Genomic DNA, 20,111 nt, shown 5'->3' on the forward strand with positions numbered 1-20,111 from the left:
TGTTTTTAGGGGATTTATCAAAAGTATCTCTAAAAATACTGCCGGAAATGCTTATTAAGCATCACCATTTACCATTAAGTCATAATAAGTACCTTTGGTTATATTGATTTTAAGGTTGAAATAACAATTCCCTCCGTCAAGAACGATTACAATATCTTTTTTCCAGTTTTCATTAAAGATATCGCAGAAACAATTCACCCATACTTCTTTTTCTCCTTTAGAATTGGTAATAGCAACATACTGTCGTTTATAGACTTTTAAATCAATAATAAAATCTTCTTTTCTTAATGTGTATTCAGGATGCTTTGCCTTGATTTTATTATATCTTTTTTGCTGATGATTATTATAACTATTTATGCGAGACTCTAGTAACTCTTCGATTATTACAAAATCATTATCAGTTAACTCAGCTTGTTTTCCATTTTCAAATGCCCATTTTTCAGTTGAATCATAAGGTAGAATTCCTATTATCGACTTATCAACTATTTTTTCTTTTGATACATTCACTTTGGATGGAGTCTGCCTACAACTAATAATATAAAGAGCAATTAATGTAAATAATAGATACTTCATTTGTATGTGTGATTAATCTGGTTGAATAAGTTTAGAAACAGCCTTTATTAAAAAAACGAACAGAAAAATAAAACCTTCTGCAAGTTCTGAAATAAAAAGAGACGTTTGCCCTATATTTGCAGAAAAAACTACTCTATAGAACTGAATATGACCTACGATGTAATTGTGATTGGTGGAGGAATTGTCGGACTGGCTACTGCTTTGAAAATCAAACAGGGAAATCCGGCATTAAAGCTGTTGATTATAGAAAAAGAAAACAAAGTTGCCCAACACCAGACAGGCCATAATAGTGGGGTTATTCATTCGGGTTTGTATTATAAACCGGGTAGTTTAAAAGCTACAAATTGTATCAGAGGTTACGAAATGCTGCTGGATTTTTGTCGGAAAGAGGACATCAAATATGATTTATGTGGCAAGATTGTAGTAGCCACTCGCCCGGAGCAAATTTCTATTTTAGATGGTTTGTATGAAAGAGGAGCACAAAATGGGTTAGACGGCTTTCAAATGCTGAACGCAGAGCAATTGAAAGAATACGAGCCACATGTAAACGGACTAAAAGGCTTTTTTGTCCCTCAAACCGGAATTACTGACTATACAGAGGTTTCTGAGAAATATCTGGAGAAAACCCGACAATTGGGGGGAGAAATAGTTTTTGGCGAAAAAGTGGAAAGTATTACGGCTAAAGGCAAAACCTCAATAGTGAATACCAATAAAGGTACTTACGAAACTAACCTAATAGTAAACTGTGCAGGTCTTTACTCAGATAAAGTAGGACAAATGACCGATGAGCGAGCCAATAAACTAAAAATTACTCCCTTCAGAGGAGAGTATTTTGAGATAAAACCAGAGAAACAATATCTGGTTAAAAACCTAATCTATCCTGTCCCTGACCCTAATTTCCCATTTTTAGGGGTACATTTCACTCGGATGATACATGGCGGAGTAGAAGCCGGGCCTAATGCTGTTTTAGCGTTCCGTCGGGAAGGATATAAGAAACTGGACATTCATTTCGGAGAATTATTTGAAACCCTCACCTGGAGAGGTTTTCGGAAAGTAGCCGCCAAATACTGGCGCACAGGTTTAGGAGAAATGTATCGCTCATTCTCTAAAAGTGCTTTCACCAAAGCTCTACAGGAACTAATCCCTGAAATTCAGGAAGATGACCTGATTCCGGGTGGCGCAGGCGTAAGAGCGCAGGCTTGCGATTATGATGGCGGCTTATTAGATGATTTTGCTATTTTCGAAAACGAGCGGGCTGTCAATGTCTGCAATGCACCCTCACCAGCAGCCACTTCTTCCTTATCTATCGGGCAGACTGTTAGTGAGTTGGTTTTGAAGCGGTTTTAAATAGGTTTCACGATTTTTCAAATCGTTCAGTTAAAGCCTTGCCACAAAGTACCCTAATTGTGTACATTGTGGCAAAATCATAAAGTAATACATTTAATTGGTATCAAATACATCTGCTTTATTAGTTCTTCAATCAGAAAAAATATTCCCATTCCAACCATTTTTAAATAATAGGTATCTATATCATTGAAAAGGGTACTGAGCCTCAGTCAAAACGATTGTTTACGTCAGGGGAAAAACATTCTCGTTTGTTTATTCCCTTGACCGACTGAGTAACTGACCTTAAATAGCATAGAAATTTGTCAGGAATTCACCTATAAAAATTTAAGAAAATTAATACAATGAAAAAGTTAGTTATTTTGTTGATGGTCAGTGCCTTATACATGACCTCATGCGAAAGTGAAAAAATTGATGCGCCAAATGCGTCGTTCGATGCTTTAAGAGCATCGAGCCTATTGGGACAATGGAAATTCAAAAGTTATGCAGATGGTAAAACATCTAAGTTCGACGTGTCTTTAGAATTTAAAAATGAAGAAGACAAGCTAACCCTCAATGGCAGAAGTTCAGTGAACTTTTATTCTGCTGTGCCAGACGTAGATGAAAGTAAAAAAACAATTCATATTCCGGCAATCGGTTCTACTAAAATAGCAGGTACTCCTGAGGCTAATGCTTTTGAGATGACCTATTACGAGAGCCTGAGAAATGTTGAGAGATATGAATTTAAGGATAAAAATATTCTGGTAATTTATCTTGCTAAACCAGCCAACGAGGCGATGTATTTTGAGAAAAAATAAGAAACTTCTATAACCTGATTTATTTAACCAACCAACGAATATGAAAACTCTTAAAATTGCCATAATAGCCATTGTATGTTCTTTAGCTGCGGCAAGTTGTGATAATAAAAATACAGTAGACCCCAACACCTTAAAGGCAAATAATGAATTAAAGGCTATTCCGGCTGCTTTTGCAGACCAGACAAGCGAGTTTGCTTTTGATTTCTGGAAGAAACATAATGCTATAGAAGAAGCAGATAAAAGCTACTTTGTTTCTCCGCTAAGTCTGCACATTGCTTTAGGTATGTTGTTGAATGGGGCAGATACCCAGACAAAAGAAGAAATTCAGAAAGCTTTGCGGGTATCGGGCGATATGGCTACTACTAATGGTATCTATAAAGATTTGATAGATAATCTGCCTTTAAGCGACCCGAAAGTGAAAAACACCATTGCCAATTCTGTTTGGTATCGTAATACATTTAAGGTAGAGCAGTCTTATTTAGATAACCTGAAAAACTATTTCAACGCCAATGCTTTCGGAGAGAATTTTGACGATAAGGCAACAGTAGGTAAAATTAATAACTGGGCAAGCGATAATACCAACGGTAAAATCAAAAAAGTATTAGACGAAATTAAAGAAGACCAGGTTTTATTCCTGATGAATGCCTTGTATTTCAAGGGAGACTGGAAAACCCAGTTTAAAGAAGCAGATACCAGAAATGAAGACTTTACCGGTACGAAGGGTGTGAAGAGTGTGAAAATGATGAACATGACCGAAAATGTGAAGTACGCCAAACGTGAGGGTTATCAGGCAGTAGAATTACCTTACGGTGATGGGAATTATGTAATGACCGTTATTTTGCCTGAGAAATCAACAGATGCGGCTTTAGCAAGTCTGTCAACAGGTGAATGGCAGGCATTGAATGGTGCATTAAAAGAGCAAAAAGTAATTGTAGGCCTACCAAAATTTACGTTAGAATATGAAGCAGACCTGAAAAAGGTTTTGACCGAAATGGGTATCAATGCGGCTTTCTCAGATGCAGCTGATTTATCAAAAATTGCCAGCCCTGCCGGAAGATTAAAGGTGGGTATGGTTAAACAAAACACTTACGTAGGTATTGACGAGAAAGGTACAGAAGCAGCCGCTGTAACAACCATAGGTGTAGTGCTTACCTCTGTTCCTAATTATCCGCAAGTGGTTTGTAATCGTCCGTTTTTGTTTGTTATCAGTGAAAAACAATCTAATACGATTCTGTTTGCCGGAAAAATAGCAAACCTTTAATCGGTTAAGCTTATGAAAAATCTCCTGATACTTGGTTTCTGTACGATGTTCTTAGGAGCCTGTGAAAAACAAAGTTTCGAGGTGTCGCCGACAACTGAAGTTGATAAGTACCAGACTATAAAAATCTTTACAGAGCAGGAGGGACGCCTCATCAAAGAAAGCGACCAGTTCTCGGTAATTATAACCAAAAACGACTCTGGAGATTTTAACGAGAATGATGCTCTTCACCGCTTTGTAGCAGACAATCTTCCTGCTGAGCTGAAAGAGAAAAAGAAGGTCAAGATTGTATTCAGTGGCGAGTTAAAACAATATCCCTATGCGGCTCAGTCCTTAATGGTTGGAAGACCACTGAAGCTAACTAAAATCAGATTGAAATAAAAGAATATAAAGTCTGTTCCGGTCCATATCAAAGTGTTTTTTATGATTCGTTTCTCTTAACAGGAAACCCTCAAACCTTTAAAACGTATGAAAAATCTCTGGGTGCTTAGTTTCTGTATGATGTTCTTTTTAGCTTGTGATAAAAAAGACATCAATGTTTCACCGGAAAGCGACATTGATAATTTACCAACCCTGCAGACCATCAGCAATAAAGACGGGTATCTGATGAAAGTAAACGATGACCTGACAGTGATTGTAGTAGAAAGTGAGATGGACCCGTTATCATGTGCAGCACAACCTTCACACCGATTCGTAGTAGCTAATCTACCGACTGAATTGAAAGGTAAGCACGAGACCAGAATTGTATTTAGTGGTGAAGTAAAACAATTCGACCAGACAAAGTTGATACTTTATGCAGGAATGCCACTGAAGTTGACTAAAATAAGATTAAAATAAATTTTATCAAGTGCCATGACGTATAAAGATGCTTATCTCTACGCATGGCATTTTTCTATTCTGTTACCTTCTAAAAACTATGAGAAAAAACTACTTCAAACTGCTTGCAGTGGTGCTAAGCCTGGGTGTAGCTTTGGGCAATACTTCATGCACCGACGACTGCGAGACAACCCGCACCTATCGCACAACATCGCCCGTTGTACTTCCGGTAGAACAGATTCGCAATGAAATTGCCTCACAAGGCCCACAGGAATTAATCAATTTAGGTAAAATCTATGTAAAGGATAATTATATATTTATCAATGAGCTAAAGAAAGGCTTGCATATCATAGATAACTCTAATCCGCAGCAACCGCAGAATATCGCTTTTCTGAAAATACCCGGAGTGATAGATATGGCCGTAAAAGATAATATCCTTTACGCCGATAACTACATGGACGTAGTAACTTTTGATATTACAGACCCAAAGAATGTCAAACAAACAGGCAGAGTAAAAGATGTGTTCACTTATGGCACTGCCGATGGTGTTACGTGGGCATATAATCAGCAAAACCAGAGCGTAACCGATTATGAAGCAAAGATTGTCACCGATAAAGTCCGCAGCAGTTGTGGTTTTGAGGTGCTTACTCCAGATCGTATCTACTACTATAATGATATGGCATACTATTCGGGTTCAAAAGGCCCTACAGGCCCGTCAGCCAGTGGTACAGGACAAGGAGGCTCAATGGCAAGGTTTACTATCTACGACGATTTCCTCTATGCCGTTTCACAGAATGATTTACTTCTTTTCAATATCAAGAAACTTACACAACCTGTTCAGGAAAATAAAATCAATTTAGGTTGGGGTATCGAAACTATTTTTCCCTACAAAGACAAATTATTTATTGGCTCAACTACAGGTATGTATATCTTCGATAATAAGAACCCTGCCAAACCGGAGCGTGTAACAATGTTTGAGCATGCCCGTGCCTGCGACCCTGTGGTAGTAGCGAATGATATTGCTTATGTTACTTTGCGCTCGGGTTTATGTGGCGTAGCGCCTAACCGGTTAGATTTAATAGATGTAACCAATATCTATTCTCCAAGATTACTTAAAACCTATGCAATGGATAATCCGGCCGGGTTGGGTATTGATTTCCCGAGTCTGTTCATCTGTGAAGGACAGTATGGCTTAAAGTCTTTTGATGCTACCAGTTCTATGGATATAAAATTGCAACAGCATATCAAACAAATCAATGCATTTGATGTAATTCCTTTAGGGGGTAAACATTTATTAATGGTTGGTAAAGATGGATTATACCAGTACGATACTTCAAACCCAAAAGATATGAAGTTACTCAGTAAAATCTCTGTGAAACCAGTATCATAAGCCTTAAACCTACATCAAAATGAAAAATGTATATATTCATATCAATAAAATCAGCTTGGTTTTCAGTATGCTATTGGTCTGCACCTTTGCCGTAAAAGCACAAGACGAGAAAGAGGGCTTCTTTCGCAAACATAAGTTTGTGAACATGACTGAATTCGGAGGGTTATTCGGAAGAATTAAATATCAGGCAAATTATTATGGAGGGTGGTATCCTTATCCTTATCCTGGTAACTATCCTGACCAGTATCAGATAAAAAATAAAGTAAATCTATCAATGCAGACATTCAACGGCGTTTATATAGACAGTAAAACGGCTGCGGGGATTACCATAGGTGTTGATGGTTATGGAGAAACTGTATTGATGCCTTTGGCTTTAGGCGTACGCCGGACTCTATTACAGAAAAAAGAAGGAGGAAGTAGTTTACAGGCTGGGATAGATGCAGGGTATTCAACAACCTGGCTGAATGAAGACAATACAGGGTTTCATACCAAAGGAGGTCTTTTGGTAAGCCCAACGATAGGCTACAGACTCCCGATGCGAAACGGCTCTGCTTGGTTGATTAATATAGGTTATCGTTTCCAACGGGCTGAATATAAGATGGATAGAAATGGGAATGAGGTGTATTGGACGGAGTCAAACGAAGTAAGAAAATATAAGCGGATGGTGTTGCGATTGGGGATTGAGTTTTAACAACTAAAACAAAAGCCTTAGAAGTACATTCTAAGGCTTTTGCATTTATATACTGACTCCGAATCAAGCTTCGCCCATTGGGCCGCCAAAATTCATTGGAAATGGCACAGGTTCGTTGGTCTGACGGATTGCGCCAAAGTTATCTTCGTATTTTGAAATATTATCCTGTAAAGCATTTAGTAAACGTTGTGCATGTTCTGGTGTCAGAATCACACGCGATTTTACTTTGGCTTTAGGTACACCCGGCATCAGGCGGATAAAGTCTAATATAAACTCTGTATTTGAATGAGCTATCATAGCCAGATTTGCATACACTCCTTCCGCCATTTCTTCTGACAGTTCAATATTAATCTGTTGTTCCGGCTCTTCCTGAGCGTCTTTCTTTTTTGCCATTTGCATTAAAAAAATTAAGTGGTTTGGAGTCATATATCGGCATAATTATAACAAAAATAAAAAATCTTTTCTGAAAAAAAGAAATACAATATCTATTTGTTATTTAATGGCAAATAATACACCCAAAATGAATAAAAATGATGATTTAAGGCCTTAAAAGGCAATTATGAGTTTTTCTTCACTACTTCCTGTATCCTGACGAGTTTCTCTAAAAGCCCTTCTAATTGAGCTAAAGCGAGCATATTGGCACCATCAGATTTAGCCACTGACGGATTCATGTGCGTTTCAATAAAGATTCCATCTGCCCCAACTGCAATGGCTGCTTTGGCAATGGTTTCTATCATGGCCGGGTTACCACCTGTTACGCCTGACGACTGATTAGGTTGTTGCAAAGAGTGCGTACAGTCCATTACAACAGGCACATTGAAGGTCTGCATTTCAACGATATTCCGGTAATCGACCACAATATCAGAGTAGCCGAATGAATTGCCCCGGTCGGTAAGCATTACTTGTACATCAGGATTAACGGCGTTGATTTTTTCAACGGCAAAGCCCATACCTGAGCCGTGCATAAACTGCCCTTTTTTTACATTTACTGCCTTGCCTGTTTGTGCTGCGGCAACCAGTAATTCAGTTTGGCGGCATAAGAACGCCGGAATCTGTAAAATATCTACGTATTGGGCTGCCAGAGCCGCTTCGTCTGACTCATGGATGTCTGTGATGGTAGGCAGGGAGAAAGTCTCGCCTACTTCCTTTAAAATACTCAGGGCGAGTTCATCACCAATACCTGTAAACGAGTTTAGTTTGGTTCTATTGGCTTTTCTGTAGGAGGCCTTAAAAATATAAGGGATTTCCAGACGGTCAGTAATTGCCTTTACTTTTTCAGCAATCTCCAGAGCCATCTCTCGTCCTTCCACAACACAAGGTCCGGCTATAAGGAAAAAATTCCCGGAATTTTGATTTTTTAATTGATTGACTTTCAGCACTTTAATAATTTTTTAAACCTATTAATTCATTGGTTTTATAGAATAAGCTGAATGAATATTTTTATTCTTGAGCTTTTTCCCAAAACTTCTTTCGTATTTATTTGTTTTATTACAAAACAAATACAAAGGTCGGAAGTTTTCTGATACTAAAAAACTTTCGTGTATTTTGTTGTTTTCAGTTAAAACCGTTTTCTTTGCAGTCGTTTTTCACCAAACTACAGTTCAAAATGTCAGCAATTGCATCTAAAGTAACGAAAATTATCGTAGAAAAACTCGGCGTTGATGAGTCAGAAGTAACTCCAGAAGCATCATTTACAAATGATTTAGGAGCAGATTCATTAGACACTGTGGAGTTGATAATGGAATTTGAAAAAGAATTCAATGTATCAATCCCAGACGATCAGGCAGAGAATATCCAGACCGTTGGTCAGGCTATTACTTATCTGGAAGAAAATTCTAAATAATTTTCGGGTTGCAAGTTTCAAGTTTCATGATTTTAGCCTGAAACTTGAAACTTTATAACTTTGAAACTTCAAATCTCATTTTATGGCTTTCAAACGAGTAGTTGTAACAGGATTGGGGGCTATAACGCCTATCGGGAATACGGTAGAAGAATTCTGGCATGGATTATCGAACGGTGTTAGTGGCGCAGCCATTATCACTAAATTTGATGCCAGTAAATTCCGTACGAAATTTGCTTGTGAAGTCAAAAATTTTGACGTAACACAATTTATACCGAGGCAAGATGCCCGTAAAATGGACTTATTCACCCAGTATGCAATGGTAGCGGCTGATGAAGCTGTGAAAGATTCTGGTCTGGATTTAGAACAAATCAATAAAAATAAAGCCGGTGTTATCTGGGGTTCAGGTATTGGCGGGTTGAAAACTTTTGAAGAAGAGGTAATCAATTTTGCCAGTGGCGACGGTACTCCGAAATTTAACCCATTCTTTATTCCCAAAATGATTGCCGACAGTGCCTCGGGTCAAATCTCTATTAAATACGGATTCCGTGGGCCAAACTACATTACTGTATCGGCATGTGCTTCTACCAACAATGCTATTATAGATGCGTTTAATTATATCCGCTTAGGTAGAGTTCAGGTTTGTATTTCAGGAGGTTCAGAGGCTGCCATTACCCAAGCCGGAATCGGTGGTTTTAACGGATTGCGTGCCATGTCTGAAAGAAACGATGACCCAGCCACAGGTTCTCGCCCTTACGATAAAGACCGTGACGGTTTTGTATTGGGCGATGGTGGCGCAGCATTGATTCTGGAAGAATACGAACATGCCATTGCACGTGGAGCCAAAATATATTGTGAAATTGTAGGAGGCGGAATGTCTTCAGACGCTTATCATATTACAGCACCACACCCAGAAGGATTCGGTGCCTTCTTGTCTATGCAGGATGCGTTAGAAGATGCCAATATGAAGCCAGAAGAAGTTGATTACATTAATACGCATGGTACATCAACCCCACTTGGTGACCCGCAGGAAATTAAAGCCATAGAGCAATTGTTTGGCGAACATACTTACCAGATGAGTATCAGTTCAACCAAGTCAATGACGGGCCATTTATTGGGGGCAGCAGGCGCAGTTGAATCGGTAGCCGCTGTTCTCGCCATTCAACATCAGATGGTTCCACCAACCATAAATCTGTTTAATATCGACGAAACAATCGATCCAAGAATAGATTTAACCCCGAATGTAGCGAAATCTAAAAAAATAGATGTAGTTTTGAGTAATTGTTTTGGCTTTGGCGGACATAATGCTACGCTAATATTTAAGAAAATCTAATTTCGAATCGTGTTGTCGGAGGCAAGTAATTTTTGGGGACTATTCAAGTCAGGTTCAAAAGAACGTGAGTTTAGGAAAGCAGTAGAGCAAATTATTGGTGAAAAGCCGAGTAATCCGTTGCTCTATCAGTTAGCCTTTAGACATACCTCTGCCTCAAAGGAGACAAACATTGGGGGTTTCCGTGAATCTAACGAGCGATTGGAATATTTAGGTGATTCTGTACTCGGAATGATAGTGGCCGAATACCTCTTCAAAAAGTATCCTTTCAAAGATGAGGGTTTTCTGACTGAAATCCGTTCAAGAATCGTTAACAGAGAATCTTTAAATCAGGTAGCCCGTAAAATTGGTTTAGAAAAACTGATTCAGTTTGATGGCCAACGTATTGCACATAACCGTACTTCGATGTATGGCGATGCCATGGAAGCCTTGATTGGAGCTATTTATCTAGATAAAGGTTTCCGTTTTACAAGGTCTTTTATTCTCAAAAAACTGATTGCCAATTATTTCGACCTTGATGCGGTTATCCAGACCAATACCAACTATAAGAGTATCCTGTTAAGTTGGGCACAGCAGGAAGGCAAAAAGATTGTTTTTGAAATTGTGCAGGAAAACGGAAAGCATCACCACAAAGAGTTTGTAGCTCAGGTAAAAGTAAACGGCGAAGCCATCAGCACAGGTGGCGGTTGGAATAAGAAAAAAGCCGAACAAGAAGCCGCCCGAAGAGCCTGCGAAAGTTTAGAGATAAAATCAACGCAATAAAGAAAAAAGACGCAATACCATGCGTCTTTTTTCTTTTATAGAGAGAACAACAGTCGAGTAAAAACACAAAATATGCTTTAAGCGCCTTGTACATGCGTCAGTTACCTACCCTTGTTATTAAATTCGGAACAGCCTCTATTACCCAAAGTAATGGCGAGCCGGACGAAACCATTATTGCTGATATAGCTCGTCAGGTATCAGCATTGCACAGCCATTATCATATTGTCATTGTATCTTCGGGAGCGGTTGGTGCAGGTAAACATTTTATTAAGAATTATTCGGGCGAAATAGCTGAACGGAAAGCAGCAGCAGCTATCGGAAACCCGCTTTTATTGAATATTTATTCAAAGTATTTTTCTCAGTACAACATCCAGATTGCGCAGAGTTTATGTGAGCGTCAGCACTTCGGCAATCGAGAACAATTTCTGCAACTAAAAGAAACCTATCAGGAATTATGGGCGAATGGCATTATTCCGATTGCTAATGAGAACGACGTAGTAAGTAACCGTGAGTTAAGATTTTCAGATAATGATGAACTCGCAACGCTGATTGCTACTGGCTTTGGCGCAGAAACGCTCATGATTTGTACATCGGTAGGAGGCTTATTAGACCAGAAGAAAAACATTATCAGAAAAATAGAAGCCATTGATAACCAGATATTGGGATTGGTAGATAATAGTAAATCAGCCTTAGGTTCGGGGGGAATGGCCTCTAAACTGACTTTTACTAAACTGGCTACCCGTATGGGTATCAAGGTAATTATTTTTGGTATGAAGTTGCAGGATGGTATCCTGAAAGCTATGAAAGGTGAAGCAGGAAGTGAGTTTTCGGCACAGACAGCCAATCTTTCAGCCCGTAATAAATGGTTAGCCAGCGGTAGTCTTACCGTTGGTACAATACAAATAGATGCCGGAGCAGTAAAAGCCTTGCAGAAACGCAGTAGTCTGCTTGCAGTAGGTATTAAAAAAGTAAAAGGAGATTTTGAGGCAGGTGAAGTTGTAGAAATAATAGATAGCCACGGAATAATGGTAGGCGTAGCCCGAACCAAAGTACCCTCAAACGAACTGGTTGAAAACCTGAAAACTCAGAATTTTGAAGTAGCCAATGCCAATGATATTGTGTTGATATAGAATTTTGGCGCAAGCCGGGCGACGGTCGCTTCCAATTTGCTGTTTTAATGGAATATTTTAATTAGAGTGTCAGCGACTGAAACGGTCCGCCGTGGCGGTCGCCATCTAAGATAACAAAGGAATATTTATAGTATGTGCCGACTGCGCGGCGTCCGCTCAAGTCGGCACTGTTAGTTTTAAAACAAATTTCGTTTCTTACTTGCCAAAAACCCACAGAAGTCGTAATTTCATAATCAAAACCTTATTATTATGAAAAAGATACTTTTACTACTCCTTATTTCTATCTCTCATCTAACAATGGCACAAACCAAAACTGAACCAACCCTCAAATCAATTTTGTTGGAGCAATTGAAAACAACGCATACCGAGAAAGACTGGTTTGTGCCTGTAAATATTGCTTTACAAGGTTTAACTGCTGAACAAGCCAACTGGAATGACGGGAAAGGGAATCACTCAATCGGGCAATTAGCGCATCATCTGTTATTCTGGAATGGCCGTGTTTTAGCCCAATTTAAAGGACAAGATGTAGCTAAATTTGATGGTAATAATGAAAAAACATTTACTAATTTCGATAAAAAAGGTTGGGAAGATATTGTTAAACGATTAGATGGAGTATTGGTAGATTTAGAAAAATTTGTAGAAACAACTGATGAAGCAAAATTAAAAGAACTGTATTCAACTATAGCCCATATCGGTACTCATAATGCCTATCATACTGGACAGATTATTTATATACGGAAGTTACAAGGCTCTTGGGAAGCAGATAAGGGAGTTAAATAAATACATTTATGGCACAAGCAAAAACAGAAATCATAGAGGCGATTCGTCGCACGGCTGCTAAATTGCAAAACGGTAGCCAGTATATGTGGGGACATATGGGTAGCTGCAATTGCGGCAATCTGGCGCAGGAGATTACACACAGAACCAAAGCGGAGATTCATGCCTATGCCATGCAAGGGCATGGCGACTGGAACGAACAGTTAAACGATTACTGCGAAACCAGTACGATGCCGATTGACCTGATAATTTTCGACCTTTTAACATCGGGCTTTTCTATTGAAGATTTACAGAATCTGGAGAAACTTTCTGATAAAGAAATCTTAATGCGTTTGCCCGTAGAAAAACGGCATTTGCGCCACAATGTTCGAGAAGATGTAATCGTTTATTTATTAGAGTGGGCAAACATGCTTGAAGAACGATTGTTAGAGACCATTAAACTGCCTGATTTTTTACAAGAAACAACAGCATTAACACATGCGTAAAATTTTTTTAACCATTACCCTGTTTATTTGTGCATTCACTGCATTTTCGCAAGAAGAAGAACCCCAAGAGAAAGAAAAACCTGATTTTTTTGAGCAACCTAAACCTGCCTGGAAGGACAAACTACGCTATGGAGGAAATTTCTGGCTTGGCTTTTGGGGTGCGTTCTATATAGATGTTTCTCCAATGGTGGGTTATGAAGTAACCAATAAAGGGACAGTAGTAGGATTAGGGGCTAATATCATCTACCAGGGCGTATTTAATGGTGGTGGTGACTTTATCTATGGCCCTAAACTTTTTGTTCGTCAGCCCATATTCCGGTCTATTTTTGCACATGCTGAATATGAGATGATGAATGCCTACTCTAATAACTTCTATTCTTTTAATGCCAATACACCTGTTACTGACATAAAAAAGAAATGGGAAGGTTCGCCTTTAATTGGCGCAGGTTTCTATCAGGGTCGACAAGGTCAACGAGGAAGCTACCTGGCGCTGATGTATAATCTGGGCTATCCTAATCGTGGATTTATCAGTCCGCAGGGTTTAGGAGGCAATAATTCACCTATTGTGATACGTTTCGGAATTCTTCTGTAAAAGGTAGTATAGGGTTTTTCTAATTTGTAATTTTGTGGGTAAAATAGATAGCCACACTTGAAACACGTCAGTAAATATTCCTTTGCCCTTATATCTTCGGTTTGCTTAACGATTATCCCGCTCCTGTTTACTTCTGTACTCACTTTATGGGTAATTGCTCATGAGACAGAAATTGGGGGCTATAGTGGCAAAGTATGGGCATTGATTACAGTGCTTTGTTGCCTGACATCTACTATTGCTTTTACTCCTCCTACCTTTTTAGCCTTGGTTTTTGGTTATTTTTTAGGTTGGCATGCCATTCTACCATTATTTACGCTGAATATGGTAGCTATATTTTTGGTAAACCTGATAACCCGTTGGTTAGATAAAGACCGTTTCAAAACTTATTTATCAGAGAATAGCAAAGTCAGAAATATACTAGAGAATATCAAACACCAGGAATTGAAAATTATTTTCTTCGCCAAGCTCTCGCCTGTCTTACCTTTTGCCCTGACTAATTTTGTATTTGCTTTATCAGGCGCAAAGCTAAGAAATATATTATCAGGTGGTTTTTTCGGCATGATTCCACGAACTGTATTAGCAGTCTGGACAGGGTATCAGGCCAAAGAAATCAGAAGATTATTAGAGAATCCGAATGAAGGGAATTTACAGAAGATACTATTGATAGTTTTATTAGTAGCTTCTATAGCAGGGATTTTTTATTTTCTGCAACCACGGAAGAAAACTAGAAATGTAAATTAGCGTGCTATGTCTCCCATAGCACGCTTTTATATACCTTAAAATGACTTAGCAATATTCACAAATTCTCTTGATTTAAGAGAAGCACCGCCTACTAAACCGCCGTCCACATCAGGACAAGCGAAAAGTTCTTGTGCATTTGCTCCGTTTACACTACCACCATATAAGATGCTGATTTCTTCAGCTACTTCTGCCCCGTATTTTGATGCCAGATGGTCTCTTAAAACTTTGTGCATTTCCTGTGCTTGGTCGTTTGAGGCTGTTACCCCGGTACCAATAGCCCAGATTGGTTCGTAAGCAATCACTACTTTCTTTAAATCGTCGGCTGATAAGTGGAAAAGGCTATTAGTTAACTGACCTTTTACAAAATCGAAATGAATACCTTCATTGCGTTGGTCAAGTGTTTCACCACAGCAGAAAATAGGCGTTAATCCGGCTTCTAAAATCGCATTTACTTTTTCAGCTACGAATGCATCAGATTCATTGAAATACTGACGGCGTTCGCTATGGCCGATAATGATATGCCCTACACCTACCGATTGTAGCATTGGTACAGAAACCTCACCAGTATAAGCACCGGAAGCTTTAGGATAACAGTTTTGCGCACCCAAAGATACTTTAGGCGTATCGATTAATTTCCCGAAAGTACTCAGGTAAGGAAATGGAACACAAAGTACAACCTGTACATTTGGATTAACGATTTCGTCTTTCACCATATTAACTACTTCTGACAAAAGGATTTGTCCTTCTTCAAAAGTTTTATTCATTTTCCAGTTGCCAGCGGCGATTTTTTTTCTCATTACTTTAGAGCTTTGATTACTTTGGTTATTTGAAAGTGCGAAGATAATAGTTTTTCATGAAAAACTATAAGTACATTTCCATCGCTACATCGGCTCTGACATAAGGAGAAGAGAAGTTTTCAACCTTCGAAAAACCTAATTTTTTGTATAAATTCAGCGCAGGACTAAGGCTGGAATTCGTTTCTAAATATAACCTTTTAGTTCCTAATGCTTTTGCTTTCTGAATGGCAGCTTCGCCTATGATATAACCAATGCCTAAACCACGAGCGGCTTCATTTACACCCATTTTACATAACTCTAAACTATTATCCCCAATGAGTTTCAATGCGGTAGTTCCTAAAATTTCATCACCACGGCAAGCCAATAAAACTGCTCCACCTGTGGCTATGAAATACTTCTCAGGATTTTCTAAAGAGTCCAGATCGCCTTGCTCTACTTTAAAATATTTATTAATCCAGGCATAATTAATGTCTTTAAAAGCCGAATAATGCAATGGATTATTGACATCAAACTCAACTACCTTTACTAAAATACCCGTAGCAATCTCTATAATGGCATTGATTAATAAATCTAAATCTTCCAGACGAGTGCGATGATTGGTAATATTCGTACGGATAGCATATTTGCCGTGAATAATGGTGTAAGAGGGTGCCGCAATACCTGACTCGTGCAAACGCATCAGAATCTCTTTATTGAGTTGATTCAAAGCCCCTTCTGAATGTTTGCCATCATTGAACCGGAAACAGACAATATTCATACTTACAGGTACTAACAGCTCTAAGTTTGGAGTTCGTGATACCTTTTCGCCTAAATATCGGGCTTGGTCAATATTCTGTTGTACCAATCGACCATACTTCTGAATACCGTGTTCTTTCAGTGACATCCAAACCTTTAAAGCCTTGAAACTTCTGGATAATTCAATCCCATAGTTGGTTAAAGGCTCCGGGCCTGCTGCTAAACCCCGTTCATGCGCAGTGAGGTAATTAGGTACTGATGAAAAAGCTGACTGATGCAATTGCTTGTCTCTGATTAGCACACAGGCAGATTCATAGGGTACATGTAGCCATTTATGAAAGTCAAAAGCCAGACTATCTGCTTTTTCAATGGTTTTTAGTTTTTCTGCAAAAGTAGGCGTGAGTTTTGCCAATGAGCCAAAAGCTCCATCAATATGAAGCCATAAACCAAATTCCTGACATATTTGATATAGTTCTTCCAAAGGGTCAACTGCTCCTGTATTCACCGTTCCGGCATTGCCTACTACACAAAATGGTCTGAATCCTGCGGCTATATCAGCTTTAATCATAGAGATGAGAGCTTCTACATCTATCTGGAAAGTATCTGTTACAGGTATTATTCTTGTACGCTCGCTACCAATGCCTAATACTTCTGTAGCTTTTATAACACAGATATGGGTTTCTGACGAACAGTAAACAGTTAGTTTATCATCTGTTCCTTTCACTCTGATTTGTAAATCCTGTAATGAATTTCGGGCTACTGTCAGGGCTGTGAGGTTGGCCATTGTAGCACCACTTACCAATAAGCCACTTGCTTCTTTGGAAAAACCGAACATTTCTTTAGACCACTCCACTACTTGCTGTTCTACATACATGGCCGCATGGTCACCAATGGTAGTATTAGGATTCATACCCGATGCCAGCATATCGGCTAACATGCCCAAAGGCGTACCATTACCTTGTACCCATGCAAAAAAACGAGGGTGAATATTCCCTTTGTTATAAGGCAAGATATAAGAAAGAAATTCCTGATAGACTTCTTCTACTGGTTGACCTTCTTGTGGGAGGGAGCGATTCAATACCTCTTTTACTTCGTTAGTAGGTTTCTCCCATACAGGTTTATCTCTTAGACTTTGCAGATAGTCAATCATATCATCAATCATCTGATGGCCTAATGTTCTTATTTCGTTCCAGTTAACAGGGTCAAGTGTTTCTTCGGTTGGTCGGTTCATGCGTTTGTCAATTAGACTTCAAAAATACGCATACTACTGCTAATATGGCAGCCTGTTTGGGCTTTTTCTACGAAGAAAGCAAGATTCGGGTCGCCTCCATAAAATCCTTTATTCATTTTTGCTCCTATAAAAATCATTAATATGTCAGCAACTATCACTCAACACATAGAAAACTTAGATTGGTCATTACACACCGAAAGCCTGAATAAAAAAGGCTATGCCGTTTTACCTGAAATTCTTTCTGACCAACAATGTAAGCAATTAGCAACTTCATACAATGATAATACGCTTTATCGAAGCACTATTGATATGAAGCGTTATCAGTTTGGAAGTGGAGAATACAAATATTTCAAATATCCCCTGCCCGACATTATTACACAATTACGCCAATCAATTTATCCTTATTTAGCTGCTATTGCTAATGACTGGATGAGTAAATTAAGTATTCAACAGCGTTTTCCTGAACAATTAGAAGCACTTTTAGAAAAATGTCATCAGGCAGGACAGATTCGCCCTACGCCATTAATCCTCAAATACCATACAGGTGACTGGAATGCCCTGCATCAGGATTTATATGGCAAGGTGTATTTTCCTTTTCAGATAGTATTTTTCCTGACTCAGGCACAGGTTGATTATACAGGAGGGGAGTTGGTGATGGTAGAAAACCGCCCCCGGATGCAATCTAAACCAATAGTGCTGCAACCTGACCGAGGAGAGGCGGTTATTTTTACCACTAATTTTCGTCCGGTTTTAGGTGCAAAAGGTTATTATCGTACTTCTATGCGGCATGGCGTAAGCGAGGTACGCAGTGGCGAAAGAATCAATCTCGGAATTATTTTTCATGATGCGCAATGATAATACACAAAGATTTAGGCGATAAGCCTTTTGCAAGGTCAAGGGTATTGTTGCTAAAGATAAAAAGTGGGAAGATAGTTTTGGGAGGAAACAAGAATCTGAAAATCTATGGCCGGATAGATTGCACGACGGGTAAAAGAATGAAGGTAGAAAACAGGGTATTTTTTGAAAACGAAACAGAGGCGATTAACTCAGGTTATCGCCCCTGTGCCGTTTGTATGAGAAAAGAATATTTGCTTTGGAAGAATCAAAGGTAAATCATTAAGCCCGTGCCATTTCCCAGCCTAATATCGCTTTTTTACGGGTTGTTCCCCAACGGTAGCCACCAATACCACCAATTTTTTGCAGCACCCTGTGGCATGGAATGATATAACCTAAACGATTACTTCCTATAGCTGTTCCAATAGCTCTGTGCGCACCGGGTTTGCCTATGGCCTGTGCAATAGTATCATAACTCACCATTTGTCCGAAAGGAATCTTTAATAAGGCTTCCCATACTTTTATCTGAAAATTAGTGCCTCTTAACAAAAGGGTGAGAGGAGTATCTTTATCCTCAGATTCGTAGAATATCTGCTCAATAAAAGGTTTTGTAAAGTTATTGTCGAAAATGATTTCAGCCCTGGCAAAATCTTCTTTTAGCTGATTGAGTACATCTGTATTATCTTCATTTTCTAAAAAACGTAAATCGGTAATGCCTCTCCCTGTTACAGCAATCAGGCATTCGCCGAAGGGCGTTTCATGAATCCCGTAATGAATGATAAGCCCCTCGCCTTTGGCTTTAAATTCGGCAGGTGTCATCGCCTCATAGCTAACAAATAAATCGTGCAGGCGGCTTGTACTTGATAACCCTGATTCAAAAGTTGCCTCTAACAGATTATCGGTTTGGGCTAATTTTTGCTTGGCAAATTCTTTTGTCAGAAAACGCATAAATCTTTGCGGACTTGTACCTGCCCATTTACTGAAAAGCCTGTTAAAGTGAAACTCTGACAAAGCTACATGGTCGGCAATTTCTTTCAGGCTTGGTTGTTGCTGAAAATTTTCTTCAATAAAATGAATCGCTTTTTCTATTCTGTTATAATCTATTAGTTCTTGATTTTCGATAGTTTCCATCTTTTTCTGATTGTTTTGTTATATCAAAATTACGATGGTTTCAGCATGACTACAATCTGATTATTGCTGACATTACGAACGCCAATCCCATAGCACTACACGCCATATTTCGTTCAGTTGGGCGTCATCAAAATCCTTAATATTCTGAAATCCTATACGGGCATGTGCTTTTTGTGAACGTACGTTTTTAGACGAAATATCGGTAATACACATTTCATATTTATCTGATAATTCGGCTCGTAATTGCTGATACATTTTATCAAAAAGTCCGATACTCCGATAACCCTCACCCACGCACACCTGCCCCATTACTACATAATTGAACTCTTTTAAGGGACGACCTTCAAACTCGATTAAATCAATAGTATCAAAAAGGCTTCTGATTTCAGGTACATCATTTCTGAATTCTGGTAACATAGCTAAACAATAGCCCACTACTGTATCTCCATCTTTGGCAATAACACTTGGCTGTGCATGATTCATGGCTTGCAAAACGGCAGGGTCGTGCTCAACGGTTACAAAACCCTGGCTCTCAATTTGCTCGGGTGTAAGGTTTTTTTTTAAGTTTTTTTGCTGAAGTGCCAGAATCCCTCTCACATCTGCTTCGCTTTGTACGGTGGTAATTATCAGGTTTTGCATATTTGTATTTGAAAGGTGCAAATAAACAAAAAACCTAAAAAGTATCTATATTTGATAGATTTTATATTGAAAACTATTTAGAGCCTGTTTAAAATTTATGATTCGACCTTCAAAGGCAGATTTTTCAGCTATGCTGCGTTGTATTTTTTCGTCGTAGCTGCTGGCTACGTCTACAAAATACGCCCGCGCGGCGTCCGCTTGCCTATCTAAAAAATCTG

General features: G+C 38.9%; 24 protein-coding genes. 17 read left to right on the forward strand and 7 right to left on the reverse strand.

The genetic code is table 11. The annotated features are described in order from the left end of the window. Positions 1-54 precede the first annotated feature (54 nt). A complete protein-coding gene (locus EWM59_RS11055; protein ID WP_130021036.1) occupies positions 55-573 on the reverse strand; it encodes a hypothetical protein in 519 nt (172 codons plus the stop codon). A gap of 147 nt (positions 574-720) precedes the next feature. Between EWM59_RS11055 and lhgD the strand changes: the two genes are divergently transcribed. The 7 genes from lhgD (at position 721) to EWM59_RS11090 (ending at position 6,869) form a co-directional block, all read left to right on the forward strand. Beyond that, positions 721-1,920: an L-2-hydroxyglutarate dehydrogenase gene (lhgD, locus tag EWM59_RS11060; RefSeq protein ID WP_130021037.1), complete on the forward strand. Its 1,200-nt coding sequence runs from the start codon at positions 721-723 to the stop codon at positions 1,918-1,920. A gap of 341 nt (positions 1,921-2,261) precedes the next feature. Further along, on the forward strand, positions 2,262-2,714 hold the full coding sequence (locus EWM59_RS11065) for an META domain-containing protein (RefSeq protein ID WP_130021038.1): 453 nt from the start codon (positions 2,262-2,264) through the stop codon (positions 2,712-2,714). Positions 2,715-2,754: 40 nt separating this feature from the next. Next, positions 2,755-3,975 (forward strand): serpin family protein, encoded by a 1,221-nt coding sequence (locus EWM59_RS11070; protein WP_130021039.1) that lies wholly within the window; start codon positions 2,755-2,757, stop codon positions 3,973-3,975. Positions 3,976-3,987: 12 nt separating this feature from the next. Further along, a complete protein-coding gene (locus tag EWM59_RS11075) occupies positions 3,988-4,353 on the forward strand; it encodes a hypothetical protein (protein WP_130021040.1) in 366 nt (121 codons plus the stop codon). A gap of 87 nt (positions 4,354-4,440) precedes the next feature. Next, positions 4,441-4,809: a hypothetical protein gene (locus tag EWM59_RS11080; protein ID WP_130021041.1), complete on the forward strand. Its 369-nt coding sequence runs from the start codon at positions 4,441-4,443 to the stop codon at positions 4,807-4,809. 79 nt (positions 4,810-4,888) lie between these two features. Then, on the forward strand, positions 4,889-6,178 hold the full coding sequence (locus EWM59_RS11085) for an LVIVD repeat-containing protein (protein ID WP_130021042.1): 1,290 nt from the start codon (positions 4,889-4,891) through the stop codon (positions 6,176-6,178). A 19-nt stretch (positions 6,179-6,197) separates the two neighbouring features. Further along, positions 6,198-6,869 (forward strand): hypothetical protein, encoded by a 672-nt coding sequence (locus EWM59_RS11090; protein WP_130021043.1) that lies wholly within the window; start codon positions 6,198-6,200, stop codon positions 6,867-6,869. Between the two features lie 63 nt (positions 6,870-6,932). Here the strand turns inward: EWM59_RS11090 and EWM59_RS11095 are convergent, their stop codons facing one another. After that, positions 6,933-7,262: a DUF3467 domain-containing protein gene (locus EWM59_RS11095; protein ID WP_130021044.1), complete on the reverse strand. Its 330-nt coding sequence runs from the start codon at positions 7,260-7,262 to the stop codon at positions 6,933-6,935. A gap of 164 nt (positions 7,263-7,426) precedes the next feature. Then, positions 7,427-8,245: a 3-deoxy-8-phosphooctulonate synthase gene (gene kdsA / locus EWM59_RS11100; RefSeq protein ID WP_374755944.1), complete on the reverse strand. Its 819-nt coding sequence runs from the start codon at positions 8,243-8,245 to the stop codon at positions 7,427-7,429. Between the two features lie 230 nt (positions 8,246-8,475). On the opposite strand from kdsA, the gene EWM59_RS11105 reads away from it, so the two are divergent. The 8 genes from EWM59_RS11105 (at position 8,476) to EWM59_RS11140 (ending at position 14,526) form a co-directional block, all read left to right on the forward strand. Beyond that, positions 8,476-8,712, forward strand: a complete 237-nt coding sequence (locus EWM59_RS11105; RefSeq protein ID WP_116983079.1) for an acyl carrier protein — start codon at positions 8,476-8,478, stop codon at positions 8,710-8,712. Between the two features lie 82 nt (positions 8,713-8,794). Further along, positions 8,795-10,042 (forward strand): beta-ketoacyl-ACP synthase II, encoded by a 1,248-nt coding sequence (gene fabF, locus EWM59_RS11110; protein WP_130021046.1) that lies wholly within the window; start codon positions 8,795-8,797, stop codon positions 10,040-10,042. A gap of 9 nt (positions 10,043-10,051) precedes the next feature. After that, entirely contained in the window at positions 10,052-10,801 is a 750-nt protein-coding gene (rnc, locus tag EWM59_RS11115; protein ID WP_130021047.1) for a ribonuclease III, read from the forward strand. A 92-nt stretch (positions 10,802-10,893) separates the two neighbouring features. Then, on the forward strand, positions 10,894-11,931 hold the full coding sequence (gene proB / locus EWM59_RS11120; RefSeq protein WP_130021048.1) for a glutamate 5-kinase: 1,038 nt from the start codon (positions 10,894-10,896) through the stop codon (positions 11,929-11,931). A gap of 249 nt (positions 11,932-12,180) precedes the next feature. After that, positions 12,181-12,711, forward strand: a complete 531-nt coding sequence (locus EWM59_RS11125) for a DinB family protein (protein WP_130021049.1) — start codon at positions 12,181-12,183, stop codon at positions 12,709-12,711. A gap of 8 nt (positions 12,712-12,719) precedes the next feature. Continuing rightward, a complete protein-coding gene (locus tag EWM59_RS11130) occupies positions 12,720-13,193 on the forward strand; it encodes a hypothetical protein (RefSeq protein WP_130021050.1) in 474 nt (157 codons plus the stop codon). After that, complete coding sequence (locus EWM59_RS11135) at positions 13,186-13,785, forward strand: hypothetical protein (protein ID WP_130021051.1); 600 nt, start codon at positions 13,186-13,188, stop codon at positions 13,783-13,785. The genes EWM59_RS11130 and EWM59_RS11135 overlap by 8 nt, the downstream gene beginning before the upstream one ends. Positions 13,786-13,842: 57 nt before the next feature. Beyond that, positions 13,843-14,526, forward strand: coding sequence for a TVP38/TMEM64 family protein (locus EWM59_RS11140; protein ID WP_130021052.1), 684 nt, complete (start codon positions 13,843-13,845; stop codon positions 14,524-14,526). 35 nt (positions 14,527-14,561) lie between these two features. Here EWM59_RS11140 and tpiA read toward each other — a convergent pair whose 3' ends face one another. Beyond that, positions 14,562-15,323 (reverse strand): triose-phosphate isomerase, encoded by a 762-nt coding sequence (gene tpiA, locus EWM59_RS11145; RefSeq protein ID WP_130021053.1) that lies wholly within the window; start codon positions 15,321-15,323, stop codon positions 14,562-14,564. A 64-nt stretch (positions 15,324-15,387) separates the two neighbouring features. After that, positions 15,388-17,289: a bifunctional aminotransferase class I/II-fold pyridoxal phosphate-dependent enzyme/GNAT family N-acetyltransferase gene (locus EWM59_RS11150; protein ID WP_130021054.1), complete on the reverse strand. Its 1,902-nt coding sequence runs from the start codon at positions 17,287-17,289 to the stop codon at positions 15,388-15,390. Between the two features lie 141 nt (positions 17,290-17,430). Here EWM59_RS11150 and EWM59_RS11155 point away from each other — a divergent pair, with 141 nt between their 5' ends. Both EWM59_RS11155 and EWM59_RS11160 read left to right on the forward strand, forming a co-directional pair. Then, positions 17,431-18,144 (forward strand): 2OG-Fe(II) oxygenase, encoded by a 714-nt coding sequence (locus EWM59_RS11155; RefSeq protein ID WP_130021055.1) that lies wholly within the window; start codon positions 17,431-17,433, stop codon positions 18,142-18,144. Beyond that, positions 18,141-18,401 carry an Ada metal-binding domain-containing protein gene (locus EWM59_RS11160; protein ID WP_130021056.1) on the forward strand — a complete coding sequence of 87 codons (261 nt, stop codon included), beginning with the start codon at positions 18,141-18,143 and terminating at the stop codon, positions 18,399-18,401. The genes EWM59_RS11155 and EWM59_RS11160 overlap by 4 nt, the downstream gene beginning before the upstream one ends. Before the next feature lie 4 nt (positions 18,402-18,405). Here EWM59_RS11160 and EWM59_RS11165 read toward each other — a convergent pair whose 3' ends face one another. Together EWM59_RS11165 and EWM59_RS11170 are read right to left on the reverse strand one after the other, a co-directional pair. Continuing rightward, positions 18,406-19,254: a methylated-DNA--[protein]-cysteine S-methyltransferase gene (locus tag EWM59_RS11165; protein ID WP_130021057.1), complete on the reverse strand. Its 849-nt coding sequence runs from the start codon at positions 19,252-19,254 to the stop codon at positions 18,406-18,408. A gap of 72 nt (positions 19,255-19,326) precedes the next feature. Further along, positions 19,327-19,893, reverse strand: a complete 567-nt coding sequence (locus EWM59_RS11170; RefSeq protein WP_130021058.1) for a GNAT family N-acetyltransferase — start codon at positions 19,891-19,893, stop codon at positions 19,327-19,329. Positions 19,894-20,111 lie beyond the last annotated feature (218 nt).

It is taken from the genome of Emticicia agri (genome assembly GCF_004168285.1).
Taxonomy (GTDB): Bacteria; Bacteroidota; Bacteroidia; order Cytophagales; family Spirosomataceae; genus Emticicia; species Emticicia agri.

Bases quoted from the DNA above. Each gene is read 5' to 3' on its own strand.
- proB (WP_130021048.1), top strand. From the start codon at position 10,894: ATGCGTCAGTTACCTACCCTTGTTATTAAATTCGGAACAGCCTCTATT.
- fabF (WP_130021046.1), top strand. From the start codon at position 8,795: ATGGCTTTCAAACGAGTAGTTGTAACAGGATTGGGGGCTATAACGCCT.
- EWM59_RS11150 (WP_130021054.1), bottom strand. From the start codon at position 17,289: ATGAACCGACCAACCGAAGAAACACTTGACCCTGTTAACTGGAACGAA.
- EWM59_RS11075 (WP_130021040.1), top strand. From the start codon at position 3,988: ATGAAAAATCTCCTGATACTTGGTTTCTGTACGATGTTCTTAGGAGCC.
- EWM59_RS11170 (WP_130021058.1), bottom strand. From the start codon at position 19,893: ATGCAAAACCTGATAATTACCACCGTACAAAGCGAAGCAGATGTGAGA.
- EWM59_RS11135 (WP_130021051.1), top strand. From the start codon at position 13,186: ATGCGTAAAATTTTTTTAACCATTACCCTGTTTATTTGTGCATTCACT.
- EWM59_RS11070 (WP_130021039.1), top strand. From the start codon at position 2,755: ATGAAAACTCTTAAAATTGCCATAATAGCCATTGTATGTTCTTTAGCT.
- EWM59_RS11085 (WP_130021042.1), top strand. From the start codon at position 4,889: ATGAGAAAAAACTACTTCAAACTGCTTGCAGTGGTGCTAAGCCTGGGT.
- EWM59_RS11095 (WP_130021044.1), bottom strand. From the start codon at position 7,262: ATGGCAAAAAAGAAAGACGCTCAGGAAGAGCCGGAACAACAGATTAAT.
- lhgD (WP_130021037.1), top strand. From the start codon at position 721: ATGACCTACGATGTAATTGTGATTGGTGGAGGAATTGTCGGACTGGCT.
- EWM59_RS11065 (WP_130021038.1), top strand. From the start codon at position 2,262: ATGAAAAAGTTAGTTATTTTGTTGATGGTCAGTGCCTTATACATGACC.
- EWM59_RS11165 (WP_130021057.1), bottom strand. From the start codon at position 19,254: ATGGAAACTATCGAAAATCAAGAACTAATAGATTATAACAGAATAGAA.
- EWM59_RS11130 (WP_130021050.1), top strand. From the start codon at position 12,720: ATGGCACAAGCAAAAACAGAAATCATAGAGGCGATTCGTCGCACGGCT.
- EWM59_RS11055 (WP_130021036.1), bottom strand. From the start codon at position 573: ATGAAGTATCTATTATTTACATTAATTGCTCTTTATATTATTAGTTGT.
- EWM59_RS11080 (WP_130021041.1), top strand. From the start codon at position 4,441: ATGAAAAATCTCTGGGTGCTTAGTTTCTGTATGATGTTCTTTTTAGCT.
- EWM59_RS11125 (WP_130021049.1), top strand. From the start codon at position 12,181: ATGAAAAAGATACTTTTACTACTCCTTATTTCTATCTCTCATCTAACA.
- tpiA (WP_130021053.1), bottom strand. From the start codon at position 15,323: ATGAGAAAAAAAATCGCCGCTGGCAACTGGAAAATGAATAAAACTTTT.
- EWM59_RS11105 (WP_116983079.1), top strand. From the start codon at position 8,476: ATGTCAGCAATTGCATCTAAAGTAACGAAAATTATCGTAGAAAAACTC.
- EWM59_RS11160 (WP_130021056.1), top strand. From the start codon at position 18,141: ATGATAATACACAAAGATTTAGGCGATAAGCCTTTTGCAAGGTCAAGG.
- EWM59_RS11155 (WP_130021055.1), top strand. From the start codon at position 17,431: ATGTCAGCAACTATCACTCAACACATAGAAAACTTAGATTGGTCATTA.
- EWM59_RS11090 (WP_130021043.1), top strand. From the start codon at position 6,198: ATGAAAAATGTATATATTCATATCAATAAAATCAGCTTGGTTTTCAGT.